Source organism: Rhizomicrobium electricum (assembly GCF_011762045.1).
GTDB lineage: Bacteria > Pseudomonadota > Alphaproteobacteria > Micropepsales > Micropepsaceae > Rhizomicrobium > Rhizomicrobium electricum.
This window is the reverse complement of sequence record NZ_JAASQS010000009.1, coordinates 138512-163343: the sequence shown is the minus strand read 5'-3', so window position 1 is coordinate 163343 and position 24832 is coordinate 138512. Positions and strand designations below refer to the sequence as shown.

At 63.2% G+C, this 24832-nt stretch carries 23 protein-coding genes and 2 tRNA genes; 14 read left to right on the top strand and 11 right to left on the bottom strand.

What is annotated here, in order from left to right:
• Positions 1–223: 223 nt before the first annotated feature.
• From FHS84_RS17960 to FHS84_RS17940, 5 genes are all read left to right on the top strand, one after another.
• Positions 224–1525, top strand: a complete 1302-nt coding sequence (locus tag FHS84_RS17960; RefSeq protein WP_166936907.1) for a xylose isomerase — start codon at positions 224–226, stop codon at positions 1523–1525.
• Between the two features lie 159 nt (positions 1526–1684).
• On the top strand, positions 1685–3616 hold the full coding sequence (locus FHS84_RS17955) for a hypothetical protein (protein WP_166936906.1): 1932 nt from the start codon (positions 1685–1687) through the stop codon (positions 3614–3616).
• Between the two features lie 24 nt (positions 3617–3640).
• Positions 3641–4153, top strand: coding sequence for a DUF3617 domain-containing protein (locus FHS84_RS17950; protein ID WP_166936905.1), 513 nt, complete (start codon positions 3641–3643; stop codon positions 4151–4153).
• Between the two features lie 137 nt (positions 4154–4290).
• Positions 4291–4890, top strand: a complete 600-nt coding sequence (locus FHS84_RS17945) for an ATP-dependent Clp protease proteolytic subunit (RefSeq protein WP_166936904.1) — start codon at positions 4291–4293, stop codon at positions 4888–4890.
• Complete coding sequence (locus tag FHS84_RS17940; RefSeq protein ID WP_166936903.1) at positions 4890–6491, top strand: alpha-amylase family glycosyl hydrolase; 1602 nt, start codon at positions 4890–4892, stop codon at positions 6489–6491. The genes FHS84_RS17945 and FHS84_RS17940 overlap by 1 nt, the downstream gene beginning before the upstream one ends.
• A gap of 25 nt (positions 6492–6516) precedes the next feature.
• On the opposite strand, the gene FHS84_RS17935 is transcribed toward FHS84_RS17940, so the two are convergent.
• The 3 genes from FHS84_RS17935 to FHS84_RS17925 form a co-directional block, all read right to left on the bottom strand.
• Positions 6517–6930 carry an iron-sulfur cluster assembly scaffold protein gene (locus FHS84_RS17935; protein ID WP_166936902.1) on the bottom strand — a complete coding sequence of 138 codons (414 nt, stop codon included), beginning with the start codon at positions 6928–6930 and terminating at the stop codon, positions 6517–6519.
• A 195-nt stretch (positions 6931–7125) separates the two neighbouring features.
• Complete coding sequence (locus FHS84_RS17930) at positions 7126–8502, bottom strand: ATP-binding protein (RefSeq protein ID WP_166936901.1); 1377 nt, start codon at positions 8500–8502, stop codon at positions 7126–7128.
• Positions 8499–9227, bottom strand: coding sequence for a response regulator (locus FHS84_RS17925; protein ID WP_166936900.1), 729 nt, complete (start codon positions 9225–9227; stop codon positions 8499–8501). The genes FHS84_RS17930 and FHS84_RS17925 overlap by 4 nt, the downstream gene beginning before the upstream one ends.
• Positions 9228–9412: 185 nt before the next feature.
• Here FHS84_RS17925 and FHS84_RS17920 point away from each other — a divergent pair, with 185 nt between their 5' ends.
• Positions 9413–10225, top strand: coding sequence for an EF-hand domain-containing protein (locus tag FHS84_RS17920; protein ID WP_166936899.1), 813 nt, complete (start codon positions 9413–9415; stop codon positions 10223–10225).
• 5 nt (positions 10226–10230) lie between these two features.
• On the opposite strand, the gene FHS84_RS17915 is transcribed toward FHS84_RS17920, so the two are convergent.
• On the bottom strand, positions 10231–10851 hold the full coding sequence (locus FHS84_RS17915) for an SRPBCC family protein (protein WP_166936898.1): 621 nt from the start codon (positions 10849–10851) through the stop codon (positions 10231–10233).
• Positions 10852–11001: 150 nt separating this feature from the next.
• On the opposite strand from FHS84_RS17915, the gene FHS84_RS21955 reads away from it, so the two are divergent.
• The 6 genes from FHS84_RS21955 (at position 11002) to FHS84_RS17885 (ending at position 14413) form a co-directional block, all read left to right on the top strand.
• Positions 11002–11535 carry a cold-shock protein gene (locus FHS84_RS21955; protein WP_166936897.1) on the top strand — a complete coding sequence of 178 codons (534 nt, stop codon included), beginning with the start codon at positions 11002–11004 and terminating at the stop codon, positions 11533–11535.
• A gap of 53 nt (positions 11536–11588) precedes the next feature.
• On the top strand, positions 11589–12053 hold the full coding sequence (locus tag FHS84_RS17905; protein WP_166936896.1) for a DUF192 domain-containing protein: 465 nt from the start codon (positions 11589–11591) through the stop codon (positions 12051–12053).
• Positions 12054–12110: 57 nt separating this feature from the next.
• A tRNA-Pro gene (locus FHS84_RS17900) sits at positions 12111–12187 on the top strand.
• Between the two features lie 164 nt (positions 12188–12351).
• On the top strand, positions 12352–12657 hold the full coding sequence (locus FHS84_RS17895) for an NADH dehydrogenase ubiquinone Fe-S protein 4 (protein ID WP_166936895.1): 306 nt from the start codon (positions 12352–12354) through the stop codon (positions 12655–12657).
• Between the two features lie 71 nt (positions 12658–12728).
• Positions 12729–12805, top strand: a tRNA-Arg gene (locus FHS84_RS17890).
• Between the two features lie 303 nt (positions 12806–13108).
• Complete coding sequence (locus tag FHS84_RS17885) at positions 13109–14413, top strand: D-arabinono-1,4-lactone oxidase (RefSeq protein WP_166936894.1); 1305 nt, start codon at positions 13109–13111, stop codon at positions 14411–14413.
• Positions 14414–14713: 300 nt separating this feature from the next.
• Here FHS84_RS17885 and FHS84_RS17880 read toward each other — a convergent pair whose 3' ends face one another.
• The 7 genes from FHS84_RS17880 to FHS84_RS17850 form a co-directional block, all read right to left on the bottom strand.
• A complete protein-coding gene (locus FHS84_RS17880) occupies positions 14714–15379 on the bottom strand; it encodes a class I SAM-dependent methyltransferase (protein WP_166936893.1) in 666 nt (221 codons plus the stop codon).
• A 247-nt stretch (positions 15380–15626) separates the two neighbouring features.
• Positions 15627–15971, bottom strand: a complete 345-nt coding sequence (hisI, locus tag FHS84_RS17875; RefSeq protein WP_166936892.1) for a phosphoribosyl-AMP cyclohydrolase — start codon at positions 15969–15971, stop codon at positions 15627–15629.
• Positions 15968–17131 carry a cystathionine beta-lyase gene (gene metC / locus FHS84_RS17870; protein ID WP_208393946.1) on the bottom strand — a complete coding sequence of 388 codons (1164 nt, stop codon included), beginning with the start codon at positions 17129–17131 and terminating at the stop codon, positions 15968–15970. Before metC ends, hisI begins: the two co-directional genes overlap by 4 nt.
• Positions 17132–17191: 60 nt before the next feature.
• The gene (locus FHS84_RS17865) at positions 17192–19024 is read right to left on the bottom strand and encodes a peptide MFS transporter (protein WP_166936891.1); all 1833 of its coding nucleotides are present in this window, start codon (positions 19022–19024) and stop codon (positions 17192–17194) included.
• Between the two features lie 90 nt (positions 19025–19114).
• Entirely contained in the window at positions 19115–19639 is a 525-nt protein-coding gene (locus FHS84_RS17860; RefSeq protein ID WP_166936890.1) for a GNAT family N-acetyltransferase, read from the bottom strand.
• Positions 19640–19644: 5 nt separating this feature from the next.
• A complete protein-coding gene (gene sseA / locus FHS84_RS17855; protein WP_166936889.1) occupies positions 19645–20484 on the bottom strand; it encodes a 3-mercaptopyruvate sulfurtransferase in 840 nt (279 codons plus the stop codon).
• Positions 20481–21518, bottom strand: a complete 1038-nt coding sequence (locus FHS84_RS17850; protein ID WP_166936888.1) for a cysteine synthase A — start codon at positions 21516–21518, stop codon at positions 20481–20483. Before FHS84_RS17850 ends, sseA begins: the two co-directional genes overlap by 4 nt.
• A 154-nt stretch (positions 21519–21672) precedes the next feature.
• Here FHS84_RS17850 and FHS84_RS17845 point away from each other — a divergent pair, with 154 nt between their 5' ends.
• Positions 21673–23037, top strand: a complete 1365-nt coding sequence (locus FHS84_RS17845) for a DUF4139 domain-containing protein (RefSeq protein ID WP_166936887.1) — start codon at positions 21673–21675, stop codon at positions 23035–23037.
• 8 nt (positions 23038–23045) lie between these two features.
• On the top strand, positions 23046–24596 hold the full coding sequence (locus FHS84_RS17840) for a DUF4139 domain-containing protein (protein ID WP_166936886.1): 1551 nt from the start codon (positions 23046–23048) through the stop codon (positions 24594–24596).
• The last annotated feature ends 236 nt before the right edge of the window (positions 24597–24832 follow it).

The following is a 24832-nucleotide window of genomic DNA, read 5'->3' as shown; positions in this document are numbered from 1 at the left end:
CTGATAATCACTCTTAATTGCACCAATGATAACGCTACCAACCCTGCATGGTTGTGCTATGGTAGCGTTATCACGCCAACCCGGCTGAGTCCGGGGGCGGTGCCGTGCTCACGGGAGGGGCACGACTAAACTGGACGGTATCAGGCATGTCCCGCCGCGCGGACGTCGAGTCCGCGTGCTCTCCAAACGCATGCCCGCCGCCGGCCAAACAGGGAAAACGTCCATGACGACGTTCACAAAAACAGACGCGATCCGGTTCGAAGGCCCGGACAGCACCAACACGTTGGCATTCAAGGCATACGACAAGGACCGCCCGGTCCTCGGCAAGCCGATGGCAGCCTGGTTGCGCCTCGCGGCAGCCTACGGCCCGTCGGTGGCATGGTCGGGCAAGGAATGGTTCGGCGACGGCACGCTGCCGCGGCCCTGGCTCGGTCCGGGGCAGGAAAAAGCGGACGCGAGGTGCGCCGCGGCATTCGGCTTTTTTGCCCGGCTCGGAGTGCCGTATTTCACTTTCCTCGATCACGACGCCATTGCCGAGCCGTCGAGCCTTGCCGAGCACCGGGAAAATCTCGAGCGGATCGCGGAAACCATTGCTGCGGAGATGCAGGCCTCTGGCGTGAAGCTGCTTTGGGGCGGGGCGAACCTGTACGAGCATCCGCGCTATGCGGCCGGGGCCGCGACCAATCCCGACCCCGAAGTGTTTGCCTACGCGGCCGCGCAAGTGCGGTTCATGCTCGAGACCACGCACCGTCTCGGCGGCGAAGCCTATACCGTACTCAGTCATCGCGAAGGCTACGACACGCTTCTCAACACGGACCTGAAGGCCGAACTGGATCGCCTCGGCCGCTTTCTGGCAATGGTGGTGGAGCACAAGCACCGTATCGGCTTCAAAGGTCCGATCCTGATCGAGCCCAAGCCGTTCGAGCCGCTCAAGGCCCAATACGGCCGCGATGTCGCCACTGTGTTCGCATTCTTGCAGCGCTACGACCTTCTCAAGGACGTCAAGGTCAGTGTCGAAGTCAACAACGCCACGCTGGCGGGCCTCGACTTCGAACATGAGATCGCGTCGGCGCAGATCCTGGACGTGCTCGGCTCGATTGACGTCAATCGCGGCGATCCGCGCACAAACTGGAACACGGCGCAGTTCCCGCACAACGCGCTCGATCTGACACCAGCGATGGTGCTTCTGCTGGAGGCGGGCGGCTTGCCGTCGGGCGGCTTCAACATCGATGCTCGGATCCGGCGGCAATCGGTCGATCCTGACGATCTGGTCATCGCTCATGTCGCCGCCATCGACGTGGTGGCGGAGGCATTGCTGGCGGCGGAAAAGATCGTCGCCGGGCAACGTCTCGCGGCGTTGAAGGCGGAGCGCTATGCCGGCTGGAAGGGCGAACTCGGACAGGCGATTGCGACGGGAACTCTTGCCCTCGACGCCTTGGCCGATCTCGCGATTGCCAGGAATCTCGATCCCAAACCGGTATCGGGTCGCCAGGAACTGGCGGAAGCGATCGTCGCCGGAAGCTGACCTCGCTGGGCGCCTTCGCCGGAGCCGGGGAGGGCGCCCGCAACAACAACTCTTCAGCGTAAAGTAAGACTATCGTCGCGGTAGTCTCGTCTGCGCGCTTGATAGCGCTTACCATCTTTTTCGAGACTCGGGTTTGCCGGGCGCTTGAGGGAGAACGATATGCGCAGGTTCGTTGGCGCGTTACTGGCCGTATTGGTTTTTGGTGCTCTGGGGCCTGCGGGCGCCGATATCGGCAAATACAAGAATTTCCGCACTGCGATCTACGTCGTCGTGGGCACCACCAAGCAGCTCGCCGATCCGGCCGAATTCGCGCGCCAGTACGACCGCATGCAGCGCCAGCTCAAGTTCGACAAAGTGTATGTCGAGGTTTATCGCAATCACATCTTCGCGACCGACGCCGAAACCGAGGCGGTGAAGAAGGCATTCGAGGCTAAAGGCATCATCGTGGCGGGCGGCGTCACGCTGGCGGCGGGCGGCAAGAACGGCCAGTTCGGCACCTTCGATTATGAAGATTCCGCCGATCGCGCCGAATGCCAGAAAGCGTCCGAGCTTGCGGCCCGGCACTTCAACGAAGTGATCCTCGACGATTTCTTCTTCTACACCGCCAAGTCCGATGCCGATATCGCCGCTAAGGGCGACAAAAGCTGGACGGCCTACCGGCTCGGCAAGATGCGCGAAGTGGCCAAGGATCTCGTGATCGGTCCGGCCAAGGCGGCGAACCCGTCGGTCAAGGTGGTCATCAAATATCCGAACTGGTATCCGCATTTCCAAGGCCTGGGCTACGACTTGGACAAGGAAGCCCAGATGTTCGACGGCATCTATACCGGCACCGAGACGCGCGATCCGTTCGTCACCGACCAACTGCTGCAGCAGTACGAGAGCTACGGCATCATCCGCTATTTCGATAACATCCGTCCCACCGGCCATAACGGCGGCAACGGCGGCGGCTGGGTCGACACCTACAGCATCAAATACGCCGACCGCTATGCCGAGCAGCTTTGGGACACGATGTTCGCCAAGGCGCGCGAGATCACGCTGTTCAACTGGCACGACCTTGTCGATCCGCGTTATCCGGTCGCTGCGGGCGCACGCGGTGCGTGGGAGAAACGGCCGACCAGTTTCAATTGGGCCGACATGGCCAAGGGCTACACCCCGGCGGGCAAGGGCGACAGTTTCGGTTGGGGCCGCGTCGCCGGCTATTCGCTTGAGGAAGTCGACAAGGCGCTGGGCGATCTCGGCACGCCGATCGGCATTCCGAGCTACAAGCCCTATCAGTCCGACGGCGAGGATTTCCTGCAGCATTATCTCGGCAATATCGGCATTCCGATCGAGATGACGCCGACGTTCCCGCAAGGCGCCAAGCTCGTTCTTCTCACCGAAGAAGCCAAATACGATCCCGACATCGTCAAGAAGATCGATGCGCAGCTGAAGTCCGGCGGCAATGTCGTCATCACCTCGGGCTTCCTGCGCGCCATGCAGGACAAGGGCTTCAAGACCATCGCCGAATGGGAGACCACCGGCCGGGTGATCGGCATCCGCGAGTTCGTCAACGGCTTCGGCGCCGGCAACGGCCAGTCGCTGGGACAGCCGAAAACGCCGATCCTGTTTCCCGAGGTGCGGTTCTACACAAACGACTCCTGGGCGATCATCCGCGGCACGGCGGGCGCGAAAGGCAATCCGCTGCTGCTGATGAACGGCTATTCGAAGGGAACGATCTACCTCCTGAACGTTCCCGACAATGCGGCCGATCTCTATGCCATGCCGCAAGCCGCCCTCAGCCAGATCAAGCATTATCTGCTCGCCGATTTTCCGGTGCGGATCGATGCGCCCGATCTGGTGTCGCTGTTCGCCTACGACAACAACACGCTGGCGGTCGAATCCTTCCGCGACGCTCCGGCGACGGTGAACATCGTGGTGCCAGGCAACGACGCCAAGCTGCGGGACCTCAAAACCGGCAAGCTCGTCGCCGCCAAGGCTCCGCCGCCGCCGCAGAAGGACGCGCGCGGACGGCCTATCCTGGCGCCCTCGGGCACGGCATTCCCGATTTCGCTTGAGGCCCATTCGTGGCGGACCTACAGAATCGAGCGTTGAGCGATTCAACTGGGAGGTTTGCAGATGCGTGTGTTGGTTATCGGCGCCGCTTGCGCCGTTCTTCTCGCTCCGGCAGCTATGGCAGGGCATGGCAAGGTCGGGACTTGGCAGGTCACCACCAAGATGGGCGGTATGGACAATGCCATGGTGAAGATGCCCGACATGTCGAAAATGCCGCCGGAGGTTCAGGCGCGCATGAAGGCGCACGGCGTTCAGATGAACCCGGGCGGCGGCATGACCACCAAATACTGCATGACCGAAGATCAGGTCAAAAACGACAAGCCGCAGCTCACCCGTCCGGACAGCCCCTGCAAGGCCGCCAACATGAGCGTGAAAGGCAACACGTTCAGCGCCGACGTCGTCTGCACCGGCGAAATGAACGGCAAAGGCCATACCGAGGTGACCTTCGACTCGCCCGAGCACTACAAGGGCCACCAGACCATGACGATGACCAGGGAAGGCCAGACCATGACCCATGAGATGTTCATGGACGCCAAATGGCTGTCGCCGACCTGCACGGTCCCGGCGGGACACTGAATCCGGCGCGGGCGATGCTTCCCGGCGGTGTCGCCCGCCCAAGCCCTTGACGCAAAAGCCCGAAACCCGCTGTTAAGCGTCTGGACGGCATGCTGGCGGGGCTGTATGGATTGGGGGTCCGCCCCATAGGAGCACACATGTACCGCCTCGACGAAGAAGAAGACGAGAAGACCAAGGTTGAACTGCCCGAGCCGCAGTCCGCTCCGGTTCAAAAGGCGCTGTTCAAGTCGCGCACGGTCCTCATCTTCGGCGAAGTCGATATGAAGATGGCCGAGCGGGTGTCCGCCCAGCTTCTGGCCCTGGCCGCCGAAAACAACGACGACATCAAGGTCATCATCAACTCGCCCGGCGGCCATGTCGAAGCCGGCGACACCATGCACGACATGCTGCGTTATGTCGGCCCGCGGGTGAAGGTGATCGGCACCGGCTGGGTCGCCTCGGCCGGCGCGCACATCTTCCTCGGCGCCAACAAGGATAGCCGCTTCTGCCTGCCGAATACCCGCTTCCTGCTGCACCAGCCGCTCGGCGGCGTGCGCGGCCAAGCGTCGGACATTTCGATCGAAGCCGAAGAGATCCTGAAGATGCGCGAGCGTCTCAACCGGATCATTGCCCGCGAAACCGGCCAGACCATCGAACGCGTTGTCGCCGACACCGAGCGCAATTTCTGGATGGGCGCGGAGCAGGCGGTCGAATACGGCCTGGTGACCAAGATCGTGCCCACGGCCTGCGATCTCTGATGGTGACCGCACCCTGGTGGCAGGGCGCCGTTGTCTATCAGGTCTATGTCCGCAGCTTTGCGGACGGCAACGGCGACGGGCAGGGCGATTTCGCCGGCCTGACGGCGAAGCTCGATTACATCAAGGCGCTCGGCGTCGACGCCATCTGGCTGTCGCCGATCCACCCGTCGCCGAACCGCGATTGGGGCTACGACGTCTCGGACTACGAAGACGTCCACCCCGATTACGGCACCTTGGCCGATTTCGACCGGCTGGTGGCCGAGGCCCACGCGCGCGGTCTCAAGGTGCTGCTCGACGAAGTCCTCTGCCACACGTCCGACGAGCATCCCTGGTTCCGGGATTCGATGCAGCGGGGCGAGAAATCGGACTGGTACGTCTGGGCCGATCCCAAGGAAGACGGCACCGCCCCGAACAACTGGCTGTCGGCGTTCGGCGGCCCGGCATGGTCCTATCACCCGGCCCGGCGCCAGCATTTCCACCACAAATTCCTCCGCCAGCAGCCCAAGCTGAACTGGCAGCATCCGAAGGCGCGCGAGGCCGGGCTGAAGGTGCTCGATTTCTGGCTCAATCGCGGCGTCGACGGCTACCGGCTGGACGTCGCCAACGCCTATCTCCACGACACGCTGTTGCGGGATAATCCGCCGGTACCGCAGCAGATGCGGACCGACACCACCTGGGCGGATGCCGACAATCTCCAGGAGCATCTGTTCGACTGCAATCTGCCCGAGAACGTCCTGGTGCTGGAGCAGATCCGCCGCCGCGTGGAAGCACACGGGGACCGTTTCGTCTTCGGCGAGTTCTCCGAAGGATACGAGCGCGCCGGGGCCTATGCCGCGCCGGACGAGGGCCTGCACGGCGGCTACACCTTCTTCATGCTGCGTCAGAAGCTGCTCAGCCCCGGCTTCATCACCGGCAACTACGCGCTTCTCAGCGGCCATCCGCGGCACTGGCCGGTGGTCGCCTTCTGCAATCACGATATCTCGCGCACCGTCAGCCGCTTCGGCGGCAAGCCGGAGGGCGATCCGGCGCTGGCCAAGCTGATGCTGGCGCTGCTGTTCGCCATCAAGGGCACCGTCTGCCTCTACCAAGGCGAGGAACTGGGTCTGACCGACGTCGACCTCCGCCGCGACCAGCTTCGCGATCCAGTCGGCGACCTCTATTACCCGGTCGCCAAGGGCCGTGACGGATGCCGCACGCCGATGCCGTGGGACGCCTCCGCGGTCCATTACGGGTTCTCCTCCGGTACGCCCTGGCTGCCTGTGGGCCCGGCCCATAAGGCGCTGGCGGTTTCCGAGCAGGAGAACGACCCGCACTCGACGCTGGCCTACGCCCGCAGATTCCTGGCCGCCCGCAAGGCCGAACCGTCCCTCGTCACGGGCGAGATGAAGTTCGTCCCGGCGCCGTTGCCGGTGCTCGCGTTCGTCCGCAAGCTGGGCGAGGAGAGGCTGATCTGCGTTTTCAATCTCAGCCGCCAGCCGGCTTCGTTCGACCTCGATCCGCTCGGCGCTGTGCAGCCGCTCGACCTCGGCTGCGGCGAGGCGACGGTCCGCGGCGATACTCTCGACCTTGGGCCGTTGGCCTGCTGGTTCGGGCGCGGATAGAGCGCTTCAGGAAAATCCCTGGGCGTCAGCCTTGCGCCGCTTTGATCGCCGCATCGATCGGCAGCAGCACGCAGCGATGCCGCGCCGGATGACGGGCGACGTCGGCAAGGTGGCGATAGGCCGAGAAGCCTCCGTCCGGGGCAGGGCCGCCCTCCAGCATGGCAGCAACCGCCTCACGCAAGGCCTTCAGGTCGGCCAGCGAATGCCCGGCAAGGGACTGTCCCAGGATCGAAGCGGAGGCCTGGGTCAGCACACAGGCCATGGTCTCGTGCGCCATGGCCTCGATGTTATCGCTGGAAATATGCAGGTCGACCGTGGTCCGGTCGCCGCAAACGGGATTGGCTTCGGTATGGCTGAGGCATGGCGGTTCGAGCCTTCCGGCCCCATGCGCTTCGGCGGCGAGCCGCAACAGATCGGTGGTGTAGGGCAGATCGCTCATCGGCTGGAGAATTCCGGGGTAACGAGGCCGGAACCAAATCCGACTTCAAGTTCATAGAGAAGATCGCCGTGCAACGCCATGAGATGTTTGGTATCTCGATTGTTTGTCGTGAAACTGTTCATGTGGCGTAGGAACGTCGCTTTGAAATAGACTGTAGAACAGGGCTTTTCGCGATACCTGCCGGCCGTAGCGCCATCACGAATGGGCGTTCGCTGGCGGTCGCGGCAGGAACAGCCGGGCGCGCAAACCGTGACCTTCGTCGCGATCTTCCAGCATGATGCGGCCGCCGTGGCCTTCGGCAATCGCCTTCACTAGCGTGAGCCCGAGACCGGTGCCGCCGGTTTCCAGATTGCGCGAGATTTCCAATCGCACGAAGGGTTCGAACACCCGCTGACGCTCTTCGGGTGGAATGCCGGGGCCGCGATCCTCGACCCGGACTTCGTATCCTCCCGGCACGTCGTGGAGCGAGACTTCCGCTTTGCCGCCGTAGGCCACCGCGTTCTCGACCAGATTGCGGATCGCCCGGCGTACTTCGCCGGCGCGGCAGGACAGTGGCGCTGCCGCGTGCCCGGCCCAGTCCACCGGCTCGCCCAGATCGTCGAGATCGGCGCAGATGCTCTCGACCAGCGCCGAAAGGTCGATTTGGCGCGACGGCTCGCCGCCGGTACCGCGGGCCGCCGACAGCACCGCTTCGGTCAGCACCTGCAGTTCTTCGAGGTTCTTCTGTAACCGTTCCTGTAATTCGGGATCGGAGACGAACTCGATGTTGATCCGCATGGCGGTGATGGGCGTGCGCAGGTCGTGCCCGACGGCCGAGAGGAGGTGGCGCTGGCTTTCCAGGGTTCGCGTCACCTGATCGGTCATCGTGTTGAACGCCTCCGCCGCCCGGCGCACGTCATCGGGTCCGACTTCAGGCACCCGTGGCGCTGGCTCGCCACGCGCCGTCGCCGCTGCCGCCTCCGCCAATTTTGTCAGGGGACGTGCCATGTTACGGGCGATATAGGCGCCGGCTACGGAGGTAATCAGCACCGATAGCAGTGCCGCCAGGATCATTTCCGTCGGCCATGGCGGACCAGGAGGACGAATATAGGTGGCAACCAATTCGCTGCCGCGAACGATCGGCACGGTCATGATGAGCGACATCGTATCGGGCCGCTGCATATCGGGCGGCAACTCCACGCCCGGAGGCTTGCCATAGTGAATGTGGACTTCGACCGGCCCTTGCGCATGGCGAGGCGGCAAAAGGGTTTCAAGGCGGGCGGCAAGCTTGGCTTCTCGGGACGTCATCGGCGCACGGTCATGCGCCGTCGGCTGCACCCGGTAACGCCAGAACCGCCCTTCCATTGCGGTCGCGGCCGCCATTCGCGCCTTGGGTGGAATGGAGGTCATCAGGCTCGAAAGGTCCCTGGTGCGTTCAAGCATGCGCTGGACCAGATCGGCTTCGTTCAGGCGTTCGGCTCCGAGCTCGAACCACAAGGCGACGGCGCCGTTGCTGAGGAAGATGGCCAGCGAGATGACCACGATAAGCTGCGCGCCCAGAGTCCGCGGCCAAAAGCGGAAACGCGGGATCATTCGGTTACCGGATCCACGGCGAAGATATAACCGCCGCCCCACACCGTTTTGATGTAGCGCGGGTTCTTGGGATCCGGCTCGATCTTCTTGCGCAGGCGGCTGACATGGTTGTCGATCGAGCGGTCGAACAGGTCGGCGTCGCGGCCTTTGGTGAGGTCGAGAAGCTGGTTGCGCGACAGGGCGATCTTGGGCCGTTCGATCAGCGCCGTGAGCAGACGGAATTCGCCGCTCGACAACGGCAGGGCGACGCCATCCGGGCCGATCAGTTCGCGCTGGCCGGTGTCCAGCGTCCAATCGCCGAATTTGATCATGGCGGCGGTGGGCGGCTTCTGGCGCGGGGGCAGGGCCTGGGTCCGGCGCAGCACCGCGGCGATACGGGCGATGAGTTCGCGCGGAGAGAAGGGCTTCGGCATGTAGTCGTCGGCGCCCATTTCCAGGCCGATGATGCGGTCGACTTCTTCGCCGCGCGCCGTCAGCAGTATGACCGGCGTTTGCGAGGTTTCGCGGATCGAGCGGCAGAGCGACAGCCCGTCTTCGCCCGGCATCATGATGTCGAGGACCACCAAGTCGATGCCGGAGGCTTTCATCACTTTGCGCGCGGCGGCGGCGTCGGGGGCTGTGGTGGCGCGGTAGCCGTTCTCGCGCAGGTATCTGCCCAAGGGCTCGCGGATGTCGCGCGCATCCTCGACCACCAGGATATGGGGCTTCGATTCGTCGGGTTTCATCGGTGACAATTCTAGCATGCCCCATTGTCGGCGCGGCGCCTGTCGGCCGCAAAGGTGCAATTGTGACGAAGTTTGTCGACAGGCAAATCGGCGCCGGGTTTGCGAAGGAAGATTTTTGTTCTGGAAAAGTTCCGCGACAACCTATGCGCGATATTGGTCGCGCACTTGAATTGAGGGTTGGCACGATGAACAGGACCACGAGACTGGTAATGGGTACGGTGCTGATGGCTGGCGTTGCGGCGACGGGGATGTGGGCTGCCGGCGACAAACCCGCCAACGACGGCCCGATGCAGGGTCTGGAGCGGACGAGCGAGCGCGGTGCCGTCCGGATGATTCGCGATTTCGATCGCAACAAGGATGGCCGGGTGACCAGGGCCGAGATGAATAATGTGCTCGGCTATCGCTTCGCTTCGGCGACGCATCGCAGTCCGACCATGTCGCTCGAGCAGTTCATGGCCGAGCGCACGGCCGAATATCGCAAGTCGAACGAAGCCATGTTTCATCGCCTCGATTGGAATGGCGACGGCAAACTCTCTCTTGCCGAGTATGGCGCCGCCCAGCGCGTGCGCCTGGTCCAGCTTGACCGCGACGGCGCCGGTTTCGTCTCGTGTTCGGTGCGCGATCAGGTGATGGGCGGCTACGGTCGCGGAGTGTCCGGCTTCTGCCGCGATAACGACACCAACATGGATGGCCGCGTCACGCGGGCGGAACTCGATGCGGCCATTGCCAAGCGCTTCGCGCAAGGCGCCGGCGGCGCGCAGACCATGGGTCTCGAAGCGTTCGTGAAGGGCGAGGAGGAGCGCTACGCCACCGCCAATGTGCGGCTGTTCCGGCGGCTCGACACCGACGAAGACGGCTTGCTCGGCATCAAGGAATTCGCGGCGCAGGACGAAGCGCTGTTCGACCGGATCGACAAGAACCACGATGGCGTTCTCACGCCGGCCGAACTCCAGCCGCGTACGGTCCGCACCAAGAACCGAGCAGCCGATCAGAGCTGAACCGTTCAACGCGGTCCGCGGCGTGTCAGCAGGAGAGCGGCCATGGTGGTTACGGCCGCTCCCGCCGCCGCTCCGATCCCGATCCACAGCGCTTTTTTGCGCATCGGGGTCTCGCGATGAACGGTTGGCGTTGTGACTGCCGGTGATTTTATGGGCGCGAAGGCCGGCGCGGTCTGCGGCGCAATGGGTTCCGGAGGAACGGCGGCAGCGAAGCGGCAGAAGAATTCCTCGACCAATTCCTGCGCCGCGTCGCGGCCCCAGTGTTTGGCAAAGCGCCTGAGTTGTCCTTCGAGGTTCGCTTGTGCGTTGTAATTGAGAGTGGTCCCGCCGACGTTCGCATCGAGGTGCAGTGACACATGTGTGTCTGCCGATCCAACGGCGCCTTTCGCACGGATCGCAAGAATGGCGTGATGAGGAGGATGTCTCTCCGTGAATGTAATGTTGACGGTGATCCGTGATCGTACGAGGCCGATTTTCACCGTCGCAATTGCGGCATAATTGTGAGGAGCAGTTTGCTCAAAACTGTCGCATCCCGAGACGCACTGGGCCAGGACGACGGGGTCGTTCAGGGCCGCCCAAACGCTCTCCGGCGGTGCCTTGATTGCGATGGAACCGGCTATGTCCATGGAATCCCTTCGTGATTTTTGGTCGCTGAGATGCAATCTCAGATTGAAGTTTGATGATGACTATGCGACAGTTTGGCTTCACTCCCCTGGGGAGCTATGTTAACCTTATTTTAACGTGCAAGGCATGGGACCATAAGTTCGGGGACGGGGATGGAAACGAACATTGCGACCGCAGCGGCGGTAGATGCGACTCTTGAGGTCACCGGACAGATCAAATGGTTCGACCTCACCAAAGGCTACGGTTTCATCAAGCCCTCGAGCGGAACGCAGGGCGATATCCTTCTGCATCAAACCTGCGTGCGCCAATCCGGTTTCAAGGCCGCCTATGAGGGGGCCAAGGTGGTGTGCGAAGCCATTCAGGGCCCCAAGGGTCTGCAGGCGCGCCGGCTGATCTCGCTCGACAACTCGACGGCCCAGCCGTCGGAGCCCTCGGCACAAAGGGCCACCCATTACACCGCCGAGCCGCGCGGGCCGGCGTTCGACGCCACCGTCAAGTGGTTCAACCGCGGCAAGGGTTACGGCTTCGTCAGCCGCGGACCGGATACGCCCGACGTCTTCGTCCATATGGAAACCTTGCGGCGGAGCGGCATCCGCGAACTGCGTCAGGGTCAGCGGGTGCGGGTGCGCGCCGGCGACGGACCGAAGGGCGAACTGGCGGCGGAAATTACCGTTCTGGACTCCTGAATTCGGCGGAATTGGCGTATGGAATCCGCCTCCTCTTGGGCGGAAGGTGTGTCATGCGTCGTTTGCTGGTGGCTTTGGCGGCCCTGGTTTTCCTGTCCGGGTGCTCGCCGGCGGAGCAGCCGCAGACCGGTCTGCCGAAAATCCCGATCGAGGTCGATACGCCGAAAGGCCCGGTGAAATTCACCGTCGATCTGGCCAATACCGACGAAAGCCGCCGCGTCGGCCTGATGTTCCGCAAGACCATGGGCGAGGACGAGGGCATGCTGTTCGACTTCCGCAAGGAGCAGTACGCCTCGTTCTGGATGAAGAACACGGTGCTGCCGCTCGATATGCTTTTCATCAAGGCAGACGGCACCATTTCGACCATCGCGGAAAATGCCGTGCCGTATTCCGAAGTGCCGGTGCCGTCGAGCGAGCCGGTCCAGGCGGTGCTTGAGATCAACGGCGGCCGCGCCCGCGCGCTCGGCATCGAGGCGGGCGCAAAAGTCCACGCCAAGATTTTCGGCAACGGCCCCTAAATCGGCCCCGAGGGTTGCGCGGGGACCTCGATTTCGTGTACGGCGTTGAGACCGTCGCGGGGCGTAGCGCAGCCTGGTAGCGCATCTGCTTTGGGAGCAGAGGGTCGTGCGTTCGAATCGCACCGCCCCGACCAGCCTTCGCTCGCGTAAGCGAGAGGAGGCTGCCGCGCCGTAGCCAGTTCGGCGAAGGCGGGCTGGTTGCCGCGAGCTTCGGCTCGGCAAGCCCGAGGCCTTCGTACTGACAAGCCATCTTCGTGTAAGATGGCGGAACGTGATTTGGATCGATCAGGAGGCTTTCGTGCGCGCGCGGATTTATCAGCCGACCCGGAACGCTATGCAGTCGGGCAAGGCTCGCACCAAGGCGTGGGTGCTGGAATTCGAGCCGGCGTCGCCCCGCCGCATCGATCCCTTGATGGGCTGGACCAGCTCGTCGGACATGCTGAGCCAGGTGCAGCTCGAGTTCGACACGCGGGAAGAGGCGACGGCTTACGCCGTTAAGCACAATATCCCCTACGATCTGTTCGAACCGCTGCGGCCGACACCCAGACCCAAGGCCTACGCCGACAACTTCCGTTATGATAGGAAGGTTCCCTGGTCGCATTGAGTCATTGATGGTCGCGCGGCTTGTCGGAAAACCGCTTCACGCTATTTCCGGCCGCGCTCCGGAAATGTTTCGGCCCCGTAGCTCAACTGGATAGAGCAGCTGCCTTCTAAGCCGCAGGTTGCGTGTTCGAGTCACGCCGGGGTCACCAGTCTTCGCGCGCAGCGTGCGAAAACCGCGTAGCCGGTTCGGCGAAGCCGGGCAGCACGGCGTCTTGGCAAGCCGGCCCCAAGAGAAACTGTCACAGTGTGCGGCGGCTGCGCGCTCCGCTTTGGTTAGGCGAAATTTTCGCGGTTTGCTGGCGGATTTCACTGAGAATCGCTTGCGGAGGAGTGTTCCCCTCGGTCTTTCGCATCCCAGTTATGCAACACCATGTTGTCGCGACCCGCTTCCGCCCGTTGACGTGGCGCGCCGACAGGCTAAAAGCCGCGCCGATCCTGATTAAACGGGTGTCATGAAAATCGTCGGTGGCAGGTGGACCAACTGGTCGGGGAGCGTCAGCTTCCGCCCGCGCGAAGTCGTGACGCCTCAGGACGACGTCGATCTCGCCGCCGCCGTCCGCAAGGCGGAAGGGCATGTCCGCTTTCCCGGCGCCGGTCACTCGTTTTCGCCGCTTAACCAAACCGACGGCACGCTGATCGATCTGGCGGCCTTCGCCGGCCTCAAGGGATTCGATCCCGAGCGCGAGGTTGCCTCGATCGGAGGCGCGCAGCCTCTGTGGGGCCTTGGTTCGCTGCTTCACCCCCTCGGCTACGCGCTCGACAGCATGGGCGACACCGATCGCCAGACGCTCGGTGGTGCGGTCGCCACCGGTACGCACGGCACCGGTCTCAGGCACACCAGCTTTTCCGGCGCCGTCGCCAGCTTCCGTCTGCTGCTGGCCTCCGGCGAGGTGTTGCATTGCTCGCCCGAGGAAAATGCCGAGATCTACGCCGCGGGGCGGCTGGCGCTCGGGTTGTTCGGCGTGATGACCGAAATCGATATGGCGGTGCGGCCGATCTACAAGCTGCAGCGGCGCTACTTCCAGAGCCCGGCCAAGGAAATCCTGCGCAAGCTCGACGGCTTGGTCGAAGCCAACCGGCACTTCGAATTCTACTGGTTCCCGCACAGCGACGTGGTGGTGTGCAAGTCGCTCAACGAGACCGAGGCGCATGCTCCGACCCGTCACAGCGCGCGCACGCTCTACAATCGCGGCGAAATCCGGCGGCCGCAGGAATATGCGTTTGCCGGCGGCGCCGAACTGGTGCGGATGATGCCCCAGTTGGTTCGCCCGGCGCATCGGCTGTTCGCGGCGCTGATGCGGCGCAAGCAGAAGGTCCGCTGGAGCCACGAAGTGTTTCCGACGCCGCGCACCGTCAAGTTCAACGGCATGGAATACGCGCTGCCTTACGAAAAGGGTGTCGAAGCGGTACAGGAAATCGTCGAGGCCATCCGCAAGAAGAAGTTGTCCACCAGCTTTCCGCTTGCGTTCCGTACCGTGAAGGGCGACGACGTCTGGCTCAGTCCGTTCTACGGCCGCAACAGTGCCACCATCGCGGTGCACCAGTACGCCAAGGTTCATGCCGGTCCGTTGTTCGCCACCTGCGAAGCCATTCTGAAAAGCTACGGCGGCCGGCCGCATTGGGGCCAGTTCCACACCATGACGCGCGGCGAGGCCGAAGCGCTCTATCCGAAATTCGGCGACTTCATCGCCCTGCGCAAGAAACTCGATCCCAAGGACAAATTCCTCAACGAGTATCTGGCGAAGTATTTCGGATAGGACCGAAGTTGCTCAAAACTACATCTTAGTGGCGTTCCCGGCCGAAGCGCATAGCGCGAAGGGGAAGGGAATCCAGGTGTAGTCACGCGCGTGGTGATGCCGGTGAGCCTCGCACTAATCTCCGCAAGGAGTGCCGCATTTACCCCCCTCGGCATGGCCGGGCGTTCGACCCGGCCATCCAGGCGGTGCTCGATATCTCACTCATTGTGCCGGTTTCGGCATGGATGGCCGGCTCGGAGGCCGGCCATGACGGTTGATGCGATTGGGCGGTCGTGCAGAACTTCTGCGCCGATTATTCCCTCATTTCTCGAACACCCATATCCGGATCATCTTCTTTCCGACGTGACGCGCCCAATCGGGATTGTGGCGGGGCAGGCGTTCGTCGCCGATGACGTCCTGCTGTGCCGTGAGCCGCAGGCCGGCGCGTGTTGCGGCCGCCACGATGTCCGCTTCCGGATGCGCAAAACTTCTCAGGCGGACCGTCTCTCCGGTTTGCGCATCGACGAAGTTGGCCTGGGTGCCGCCCGCAATGCGGTCCGGATGGATTTCCGACAGGAACATCGCTCCGTCGTCCTTCAAGGCGCGGCCGGCGGCAAGAAAGAACGCGTCGAGGTCGGCGATGTGTTCGAGCACCAGCGCCGTCACCACGGCATCGAAGCCTTCGAGCGGCGTGGACAGTAGGTCACCTTCGATCAGGGTGACGTTGGAAAAGTCCGCGAGCTTCTTGCGCGCCTCTGCCAGCATTCCCGGTGAGAGATCGAGGCCGGTTACCGCATTGCCGGCGCGCGCGAGGCGCACCGTATGCCGGCCCGTGCCGCAACCGAGTTCGAGGACTTTGCGACCCTTGAGATGCGCCCAGACCGGCGGAAAGAAGATGTCGTCGGTGAAGACGGTCGAATTGACGTACCCGTCATAGATGGCGGCCCAGCGGTCGTAACCGCGGCGATTTTCGGAAGAAGGATTCATGGCACAGCTCCGCAAACGACGGACGACCTGCCGCCGAGGAGCGTATTATTATCGGTCCCGAAGGAGCCCGCAGCGCCACAGCACGAGCCGATAATTAAGCGGTGAACGCCGCCTTGTCCATATTCTTTTCCTCCCTCGCGGATCTCCATCGGCGGAGCCGCACGGCGTTGAAACAGCGGGGGAGGTGGCCCTGCGTAGCCTCGGCGAAGCAGGGACGGAGGGGGGACAGAAAAACCTCTCGGCTCCGTTATTCCCCCAGCTTCCGGAAGAAACACGTCGGCGCGCCGGTGTGGCAGGCGGGACCCATCTGGTCGACCCGGAGCAAAATCGTATCGCCGTCGCAATCGACAAACGCTTCCACCAGCCGCTGAACGTGTCCCGAACTTTCGCCTTTGCGCCACACCTTCTGGCGCGAGCGCGACCAGTAGGTCACGTGGCCGGTCGCCAGCGTTTCCTCCAGTGTATGCCGGGTCATCCACGCCATCATCAGCACCGCACCGGTGGAGCAGCTTTGCGCGATCGCGGGCACCAGTCCGTCGGCATTGAATTTCACGGCGTTGAGGAATTTCTCGCGGCTGATCGTGTCGGTCATGCGGCCTCCATACGGTCGAATCCGGCTTCGAGATCGGCAATCAGGTCGCCGGTGTCTTCCAGTCCGGCGTGGATGCGAAGGACCGGGCCTTCGGCTTGGAACGTCTTCACCGTGCGCACGTAATTCGCCGGGATGATCAGGCTTTCGAACCCGCCCCAGGAATAGCCCATGCCGAAATGCTTCAGCCCGTTCATGAAGGCCGTAAGCTTGGCTTCGCTGATCGGCTTCAGCACGACGCCGAACAGGCCGCAGGCGCCGGTGAAATCGCGCCGCCAGATCTTGTTGCCGGGATCGGTCTCGATGGCCGGATGCAGGATGCGCGAGACTTCCGGCCGTTCCATCAGCCAGCGCGCCAGCTTCAGGCCGTTACCCCAATGACGGGCGAGGCGAACGGGCAGAGTGCGAAGGCCGCGCAGCGCCAGAAAGCAGTCGTCGCCGCTGGCATAGAGGCCCATGTCGTGGACGAACGTCTCGAGCCGCTTGGCGTAGGTTTCGTTGGCGCTGACGGTGCCCAGCATCACATCGGAATGGCCGCCGATGTACTTGGTCGCTGCCTGGATCGACAGATCGACGCCGTGCTTCAGGGCGTTGAAATAGACCGGAGTCGCCCAGGTGTTGTCCATCAGGACCGCGGCGCCGTGCTTGTGTGCCACCTCGGCGATGGCCGGAATGTCCTGCACCTCGAAGGTCAGCGAGCCGGGGCTTTCGCAGAACACCAGCTTGGTGTTGGGCTTGAACAGCGCTTCGATGCCGGCGCCGATCAGAGGGTCGTAATAGGTGGTCTCGACGCCCATGCGCTTCAACGCGCCGTTGCAGAAGCGGCGGGTGGGGCCATAGACGCTGTCGACCATCAGGATGTGATCGCCGGCGGCAACAACCGTCAGAATGGCGGTCGTGATGGCGTTGAGCCCGGTGGGAACGCTGACGGTACGAGCGGCCCCCTCGATTTCCGCAACGGCGTTTTCGAAACTCTCGGTCGTCGGCGTGCCGAGGCAGCCATACTGATAGCGCGCCGCCTCTTCGTTCCGCAGCGAGGCGAGGGTGGGATGCAGGATGGTCGAGGTGCGGTAGACGGGCGTGTTGACGGTGCCGAAATGCTCGGCGCTCATCCGTCCGGCGCCCACGGCAATGGTCTCGGGTTTCTTCGATCTGGAATTCACGGCTGCCGCCTGAAAAGCTTCAAACGGCAGCCGTAACCCTGATTTTGACCCGGTGCAAGGTCACTTAATCCCGTGCATTCCCCGCTTGAGGACCGGCGAAAGCAGGATGGCGACCACACCGGCAATGATGCCGGCGATGCCGATGGTCTGGAACACGCCCATGTAGGTGTGCAGCGAGACCTCGGGGTTGAGGACCTTGCCGCCGACTGTTTCGGTCGAGGCGAACTGGGCGACGATGCCGCCGACGTACTGCGCCACGGCCGAGGCCATCAGCCAGACGCCGAACATCATGCCGACCAGCTTCGGGATCGACAGTTTCGACACGGCGGAAAGGCCGACCGGCGACAGGCAGAGCTCGCCCATCGAGTGCAGGTAATAGGCGAACACCAGCCAGAACAGCGGCACTCTGAAGTCGGCGCCGTGGAACTTGGAGCCGAACACCAGCGCCAGGAAGCCGAGGCCGACCAGGATCAGGCCGATGGCGAATTTGACCGGCACGTTGGGCTCGGCGTTGCGCTTGTTGAGCCAGTTCCAGGTCAGCGTGAACAGCGGCGCGAAGGCGACGATGAACAGCGGATTGAAGATCTGCACCTGTCCGGCCGGCATGACATAGCCCCAGACGGCCGGAATGACGACGCCGAACAGGTTCATGTCGTGGTCGAACACGCGGAAGGGCGACAGGATCACGAGGTCGGTGTTGCGGTCGGCGTAGAGCGTCAGCGACGAACCGGCCTGTTCGAACAGGGTGAAGAACACCACCGAGAAGCAGGTCAGGACGCAGGCGACGATCATGCGGTCGCGTTCTTCCGGCTTGAGGGTGAAGAAGGCCCACACCGGCAGGCCGATGATGGCGGCGAAGAAGGCGACGAACATGACCTGCCCGAGGATCGGCTGGCTCATCAGGAAGCCGACGACGCCGGTCGCGGCGACCTGGTGGGCGACGGCGGCGGTGGTCATGGTGTTGTTGAGCAGGAACCAGACCACGGGCACGGCGCACAGGGTACCGACGTAGAACAGGAAGTTGATGTTCTTGGCGTTCGCCGGCGGATTGCCGTAGGGCTCGAGTTGCGGCCCGGCGAACTGGAAGCGCGCCCAGGCAAAGCACATGCCGATACCGGCGAGGACGAAGCCCCAGCGATAGCCGAACCAGATGGCGAACAGCGGCACGAAGAACTGCGAGATGATCGAGCCGAGATTGATGCCCATATAGAAGATCGTGTAGGCGGCATCGCGTTTTCGGTCGGTGCGGTCGTAGAGGGTGCCGAGGATGTTGGTGATGTTCGGCTTGAAATAGCCGTTGCCGACGATGACCAGCGCCAGCGAGACGAACAGCAGGATCACGTTGAGCGAATTGCGCTCGCCGTCGAACTTGTAATGGCCGTCGGCGATCTTGGCAGGAACGTCGCCCTTGGCGCCGACGATGGAGATCGACTTGTCCGAATTGCCGACGATCTTGTACTCGGCGCCTTTGTCGACGAGGTACTGCACGGCCTCTTCGCCGCGGCCCTTGATCGTCACTTCGTAGCGCTGGTTCTCGATGGTGACGAACGGCTTGGCCGCGTCGCCGCCGGTGAAGGCGAGCATCATGTAGCCGACCGACATCAGGATGGCGCCGGTCTTCACCGCCCGCTTGGGACCGATGAACTGGTCGGCGATGAAGCCGCCGATCAGCGGGGTGAGATAGACGAGGGAGGCGAAGGCGCCGTAGAGGCCGTTGGCGACCTGATCCGAGAACACGAAATGCTGGACCAGATAGAGGACCAGCACCGCCCGCATGCCGTAATAACCGAACCGCTCCCACATCTCGGTGGAGAACAGCAATTTCAACAAATGCGGATGACCGTGCCAGAGCTTCTGTGGTTGCACCGGCGCGGCGGTTTCAGTCGTGTTCATCGGAACCCCTCAATGCGACGCGGCGCGCTCCAGGGCTCTTCGGCCGGGCACCGTCGTCTTTTGGGGGCCAGTGTTGCGGTAAATTTGCCGTTAAAGCAACTCGACGCTACGGTCCTCGCGGGAATATGGGACAAAACCCATCCGCTGGTAGAGCGGCAGCGCCCGAGGATGGTCCAGGGTGCAGGTGTTAACCAGAAGCGTCGAGATCGGCCGGGTCCAGGCGTTCTGCACCGTGTGGTACAGGAAATAGTATCCCAGGTGCCGTCCGATGAACTCCGGCATCAACCCGAAGTAGGCAAGCAGCCCGATGTGGGCCTCGTGGAAATCGAGTTCGGCCATGCCGGCGGGATTGCCGTCGACGTAGAGGACGTAAAGCTCCTGCGTCGGGCTCTGGATCAGCTCCTTGAGCGAGGAATCGTCCATCCGGCGGCGGTCGACCCAGTAATAGGGTTCGCCGATCGTGTTGTAGAGATAGCGATAGAAATGCACCGGCGGCTTTTCCGCCCTGAGGATCGCGATCTTGGTGGAGGGATGCGGCGGCGGGATCACGGCCGGCTTGGCCTTCATTTCCAGGAAGGTCACTGTCATCGGCAGGAAGCGTTTCGATTTCGCCATGGCGCTTATTCCGTTTCGACCGGCGCGTCGGGCCGGGCGCCCCATTCGGACCAGGAGCCGTCGTACAGCGCGACATCCTGCGCTCCTGCGACGACGAGCGCCAGCATCACGATGGCGGCGGTTACACCCGAGCCGCAGCTGGTGACGATCGGGGCCGCAAGATCGACCCCCTTCGATTCGAACAGGCGCTTCAGCTCGCCCGCCGGCTTCAGGGTCCCGTCGGCGGCGATCAGGGTGGCGTAGTGGACGTTCTTGGCGCCCGGAATGTGGCCGCCGCGCAGGCCCGGCCGCGGTTCCGGCTCGCGGGCGAAGAAGCGCGGTTCGCCGCGGGCGTCGAGGATCTGGGCCGAGCCGTCGCGGGCGATTCGCATCATGTCGTCGAACGAGCGCACCAGCGCCGGGTTCGGCCGGGCGGTGAAGGTCGTGGCCGGCTGCTGCGGCGTGGCGTGGGTGGTGAGTGGATAGTCCACCGCCGTCCAGGCCTTCAGGCCGCCGTCGAGGATCACCACTTTGTCATGGCCGAAGGCGCGGAACATCCACCACACCCGTGGGGCCGAGAACATCGGCGCGGTGTCGTAGACCATCACCGTGGTGTCGTTGCCGATGCCGAACGCCGCCATCGCGGTTTCGAACTTATCCGGCGGCGGCAGCATGTGCGGGTAGGGGCTGGAGGAATCCGACTGCGCGTCGATGTCGAAGAACTGCGCTCCCGGAATGTGCCCGGCGGCGAATTCCGCGGAGGGATTGCGCTTTTGCGCGGCCATGTACCAGGAGCAGTCGAGCACCTTCACGAGAGGATCGGCACGACGTTCGGCGAGCCAGAGGGGCGTTACGAGCGGGTTCATTTTTCGAATGGGACCCTGATGGTTGGCCGGGGCCCGGTGAGCCAGGGCGGCGTCGGCAGGTTCTTGGAGCGGAGAAACTCCGGATTGAACAGCTTGGATTGATAGCGCGTTCCGTAATCGCAGAGAACCGTTACGATGGTATGGCCGGGTCCCATTTCTTTCGCCATGCGGATCGCGCCTGCGACATTGATGCCGGTCGAGCCGCCGACGCACAGGCCTTCGTGCTCCATGAGGTCGAACACGATCGGCAGCATTTCCTCGTCGGGGATTTCATAGGCGTCGTCGATTGGGGCGCCGTCGAGATTGGCGGTGACGCGGTTCTGGCCGATGCCTTCGGTGATCGACGAGCCGTGCGCCTTGAGTTCGCCGGTCTTGACCCACGAATAGACCGCGGCGCCGAGCGGGTCGGCCGCCGCGATGCGGATCGCCGGGCTCTTCTCCTTCAAGGCGATGCCGACGCCCGCCAGCGTGCCGCCGGTGCCGACCGCCGCCACGAACCCGTCGACGAGGCCTTTGGTCTGCGTCCAGATTTCGGGGCCGGTGGTCTCGATGTGGGCTTGCCGGTTGGCAATGTTGTCGAATTGGTTGGCCCAGATCGCGCCCGCCGGTTCGCTCCTGGCAAGCTCGTCGGCGATGCGGCCCGAAATCTTCACGTAGTTGTTAGGATCGCGATACGGCACCGCCGGCACTTCGATCAGTTGGGCACCATAGAGCCGGAGCGCGTCTTTCTTCTCCTGGCTCTGGGTTTCGGGGATGACGATCACGGTACGGAAGCCCATCGCGTTGGCGACCATGGCGAGCCCGATGCCGGTGTTGCCGGCGGTGCCTTCCACGATCACGCCGCCCGGCTTCAGGGCGCCGCGGGCGATGGCATCCTTGACGATGTACAGCGCGGCCCGGTCCTTGACCGATTGACCGGGATTGAAGAACTCCGCCTTGCCGAAAATTTCGCAACCGGTTTCCTCGGAGGCGCGGCGCAGCCGGATTAACGGCGTATTGCCGATGGCGGCGAGGGCGTCGGGGCGAAAATCCATGCGTCGGCTCCGGGAGGCATCCGATCGAACCGTACCGGCGGCCCGTTTTGCCCGCAAGACGTTCGCAAAAATGGAAAATCCGTCACCAGCGGCGGCCTCGACAAAACCATGGTCCGGTGCGAATCTGACTCTGGATGCGAACTGGGGGGCCTTCATGCGTCGCATGGTGTTCTCGGCCGTTTCGATGATGGCACTTGCCGCTGCGGCGGTCGCCGCCGATCCGGCTCAGACGATCTCGCTGACCATCTACAACTCGAACCTCGCTCTGGTGCAGGACATGCGCCGGCTCGACATTACCGCGGGCCGCCAGCGGCTGGAGTTCAAGAACGTCTCCGCCCAGATCCGTCCCGAAACCGTGGCGCTGACCGGCAAGGACCTCGGCGTGGTCGAGCAGAATTTCGATTACGACTTGTTGACGCCGTCCAAGATGATGGAGAAGGCGGTCGGCAAGCAGATCAAGATCATCCGCACCAATCCGGCGACCGGACATGAAACGCCCGAACTCGCCACCGTCCTCAGTGTCAACGACGGCGTGGTGCTGAAAATCGGCGACCGCATCGAAGTGTTGCGCAGTGACGGCATTCCGACCCGCGTGGTGTTCTCCTCGATCCCCGAGAATCTGCGCGCCAATCCGACGCTGTCGGTGACGGTGCAGGCGCGCGAGGCGGGCGCGCGCGACGTGACTCTCAGTTATCTGACCACCGGCATGAACTGGAAGGCCGATTACGTCGCCCTGTTCGACGAAGGTCGCAGCGCCATGACGTTGCAGGGCTGGATCACGCTCACCAACCAGTCCGGCGTCTCCTATAAGAACGCCAAGACCCAGCTTGTGGCCGGTGCCATGGAGACCGGCAGCGATACCTACAACTACAATTACAATCGGCCCCGGAACAGCACGCGCCAGGCCGGCACCAAGCCTTCGGGCGACAAGGAACTGGCCGATTATCTCATCTACGATCTGCCGGAACGGCTGACCGTCGCCGAGAACCAGACCAAGCAGGTGAGCTTCCTCGATCTGCAAGGCGTCAAGACGCAGAAGGTCTACGAATACCGCGCCGGCTGGTTCAACAGCGATCCCAACCCCAACCACGCCGATGTGGTGTTGAATTTCATCAACCGCGAACGTGCGTTGCCGCAAGGCACCATTCGCGTCTACATGCGCGATGCTTCCGGTGAAGCGAAATTCCTCGGCGAGAATGCCATCGACCATTCGCCGGGCGGTTCGGAAGTGGCGGTCAAGATCGGCGAGGCGTTCGATGTCACCGCGCAGGCGACGGTGGTGTCGTCGGAATTGACGTCGAGCCGCAAGAAAACCCGCTATTCGATGTCCTACGTGTTCCGCAACGCCAAATCGACACCGGCAACGGTCGAATTCCGCCAAGGCGGGTTTTGGCGCGACGCCGACGTCGAGAAGGAAAGTCTGAAGAGCCGCCGTATCGACGCGTCGACTCTCGGCTGGAGCGTGCCGGTTCCGGCCAACGGCGAAACGGTTCTGACCTTCACCGTCGTCACCGGCTGATCCCTGCGATGTGGCGCGCGCTCGTCCTCGCGGGGCTTGTCGCCCTGACACCTTCTGCCGCCCAGGTTTCGGAGCGGCCCGACGGCGTGCGCGTGACCGTCTATCATTCGGGCGGCGAGGGCGATCCGTCCTCCTTCCGCGATCCCGAACCCGACGAAGGGCTCGCCTTTATCACCGAGACGCGCACCATCGACGTGCCCGCCGGACCTGCGACAATCGAATTTCGCGGCGTCGCGTCGACCATCATTCCGCAGACTGCCGCCGTCGACGGTCTGCCGGTGCCGCTCCTCGAGCGCAATTTTGATTACGACCTTTTGAGCCCCGGTTCTCTGATCGGCAAATCCATCGGCGAAACGGTGACGCTGGTACGCACCGACAAGAAGACCGGCAAGACCACCGAACGCAAAGCCGTGATCCGCACCGGCCCGAGTGGCGTCGTGCTCGATTTCGGCGGCAGCTACGAGGCCCTCGATTGCAGCGGCTTGCCGGAGCGGCTCGTCTTCTCGAAGGTGCCCGACGGTTTGCGCGATAGTCCGACACTGTCGATCCGCACCAATGCGCGCCAAGCCGGCCGCTATACGATCAAGCTCAGCTATCTCGCCGCCAATGTGAACTGGGCGGCGAATTACGTCGCGCGCCTGCATGGCGACCGCCTCGATCTGTCGGGCTGGGTCACGCTGGTCAACGCGGGTGACACCAGCTTCAAAGACGTGCCGCTCGACATTGTGGCTGGTACGGTTGCGCGCCAGGAGGACGAGGACAAAGCGGTCGAACCGACGCACCTCTATCGTGCGGATGCTTGCTGGCCGACCAACATACGCTGGCACAAGCTGCTTGAGTTCCGGGACAAGCTGATGCGGATGGCGCCACCTCCACCCCCGCCACCGCCCCCGGCAGCCGCACCGGCATTGATGGCGGACAGCATGGAAACCGTTGCCGTCACTGGCATGCGTGCTTCGCAGGACCTCGGCGACTACAAGCTTTACAGTCTGAACGGCACGACCGACGTGAACGCCCGCCAGACTAAGCAGCTTCAATTGCTCGATCAGAAAGACGTACCGTTCGCGCGGATCTATTACGCCGAACTTCCTTCCGATGAAGAACAGCACGCCGCGTCGGTGATGCTGCGGATGAAGAACTCGAAAAAGAACAATCTCGGCTTGGCGCTTCCGGCCGGCATGTTTACCGCAACCGAAGTGTCGGACGACCATGCGCCGGTGGTTTTGAAGCGCACCGAATTCCGCGATTTCTCCGTCGACAGCCCGATCGAGGTGGAGATCGGCGGTGCGATGGACGTCTATGTTCGGGCCAAGCAAATCGACCGGGAAGTCATCCGGAGAAAACACGACAACCGGACACGGGCCTCCGGTTCGGTGCGGATCGAAAACCACAAGGCCGCCGCCGTCGATTTCGAACTGCGTCTGCCGGTGAGCGACAAGGTCAAAATCATCGACGAAAGCCAGTCCCACACCGTGACCGCCAACGGCATGACCTGGACCTTCCACATCCCGCCCGGCGAATTCAAAGACCTCCGCCTGACCGTGGAAACGCAGGACTAGCGCAATAGAACGATTCACGCGGTGCCGCGCGTCCTTTTCTGCCCTCCACGGGCGCAAGGCTTTTCACACTGGGCACTAGGACCGTGGGGGGAAGTCCGCGCGAAGCGCGGGAAGGGGGGATCGTCTTGCGCGCTGCGCGCGACGGCAGACACTTCCCCCCGAGGTTCTAGTGCGCATTGAGAGATTGTCGCGCCCGCGTGGAGCAGAAAAAAACGCGCACTCTCTCCGCGCCTTCG

What these genes read in the sequence shown, in the direction of transcription:
- FHS84_RS17840 (WP_166936886.1), top strand. Translation starts at nt 23,046, where the DNA reads ATGTGGCGCGCGCTCGTCCTCGCGGGGCTTGTCGCCCTGACACCTTCT.
- FHS84_RS17850 (WP_166936888.1), bottom strand. Translation starts at nt 21,518, where the DNA reads ATGGATTTTCGCCCCGACGCCCTCGCCGCCATCGGCAATACGCCGTTA.
- FHS84_RS17925 (WP_166936900.1), bottom strand. Translation starts at nt 9,227, where the DNA reads ATGAAACCCGACGAATCGAAGCCCCATATCCTGGTGGTCGAGGATGCG.
- FHS84_RS17935 (WP_166936902.1), bottom strand. Translation starts at nt 6,930, where the DNA reads ATGAGCGATCTGCCCTACACCACCGATCTGTTGCGGCTCGCCGCCGAA.
- FHS84_RS17885 (WP_166936894.1), top strand. Translation starts at nt 13,109, where the DNA reads ATGAAAATCGTCGGTGGCAGGTGGACCAACTGGTCGGGGAGCGTCAGC.
- FHS84_RS17905 (WP_166936896.1), top strand. Translation starts at nt 11,589, where the DNA reads ATGCGTCGTTTGCTGGTGGCTTTGGCGGCCCTGGTTTTCCTGTCCGGG.
- FHS84_RS17880 (WP_166936893.1), bottom strand. Translation starts at nt 15,379, where the DNA reads ATGAATCCTTCTTCCGAAAATCGCCGCGGTTACGACCGCTGGGCCGCC.
- FHS84_RS17930 (WP_166936901.1), bottom strand. Translation starts at nt 8,502, where the DNA reads ATGATCCCGCGTTTCCGCTTTTGGCCGCGGACTCTGGGCGCGCAGCTT.
- FHS84_RS17860 (WP_166936890.1), bottom strand. Translation starts at nt 19,639, where the DNA reads ATGGCGAAATCGAAACGCTTCCTGCCGATGACAGTGACCTTCCTGGAA.
- FHS84_RS17915 (WP_166936898.1), bottom strand. Translation starts at nt 10,851, where the DNA reads ATGGACATAGCCGGTTCCATCGCAATCAAGGCACCGCCGGAGAGCGTT.
- FHS84_RS17845 (WP_166936887.1), top strand. Translation starts at nt 21,673, where the DNA reads ATGCGTCGCATGGTGTTCTCGGCCGTTTCGATGATGGCACTTGCCGCT.
- FHS84_RS21955 (WP_166936897.1), top strand. Translation starts at nt 11,002, where the DNA reads ATGGAAACGAACATTGCGACCGCAGCGGCGGTAGATGCGACTCTTGAG.
- FHS84_RS17950 (WP_166936905.1), top strand. Translation starts at nt 3,641, where the DNA reads ATGCGTGTGTTGGTTATCGGCGCCGCTTGCGCCGTTCTTCTCGCTCCG.
- FHS84_RS17940 (WP_166936903.1), top strand. Translation starts at nt 4,890, where the DNA reads ATGGTGACCGCACCCTGGTGGCAGGGCGCCGTTGTCTATCAGGTCTAT.
- FHS84_RS17955 (WP_166936906.1), top strand. Translation starts at nt 1,685, where the DNA reads ATGCGCAGGTTCGTTGGCGCGTTACTGGCCGTATTGGTTTTTGGTGCT.
- hisI (WP_166936892.1), bottom strand. Translation starts at nt 15,971, where the DNA reads ATGACCGACACGATCAGCCGCGAGAAATTCCTCAACGCCGTGAAATTC.
- sseA (WP_166936889.1), bottom strand. Translation starts at nt 20,484, where the DNA reads ATGAACCCGCTCGTAACGCCCCTCTGGCTCGCCGAACGTCGTGCCGAT.
- FHS84_RS17920 (WP_166936899.1), top strand. Translation starts at nt 9,413, where the DNA reads ATGAACAGGACCACGAGACTGGTAATGGGTACGGTGCTGATGGCTGGC.
- FHS84_RS17865 (WP_166936891.1), bottom strand. Translation starts at nt 19,024, where the DNA reads ATGAACACGACTGAAACCGCCGCGCCGGTGCAACCACAGAAGCTCTGG.
- FHS84_RS17945 (WP_166936904.1), top strand. Translation starts at nt 4,291, where the DNA reads ATGTACCGCCTCGACGAAGAAGAAGACGAGAAGACCAAGGTTGAACTG.
- FHS84_RS17960 (WP_166936907.1), top strand. Translation starts at nt 224, where the DNA reads ATGACGACGTTCACAAAAACAGACGCGATCCGGTTCGAAGGCCCGGAC.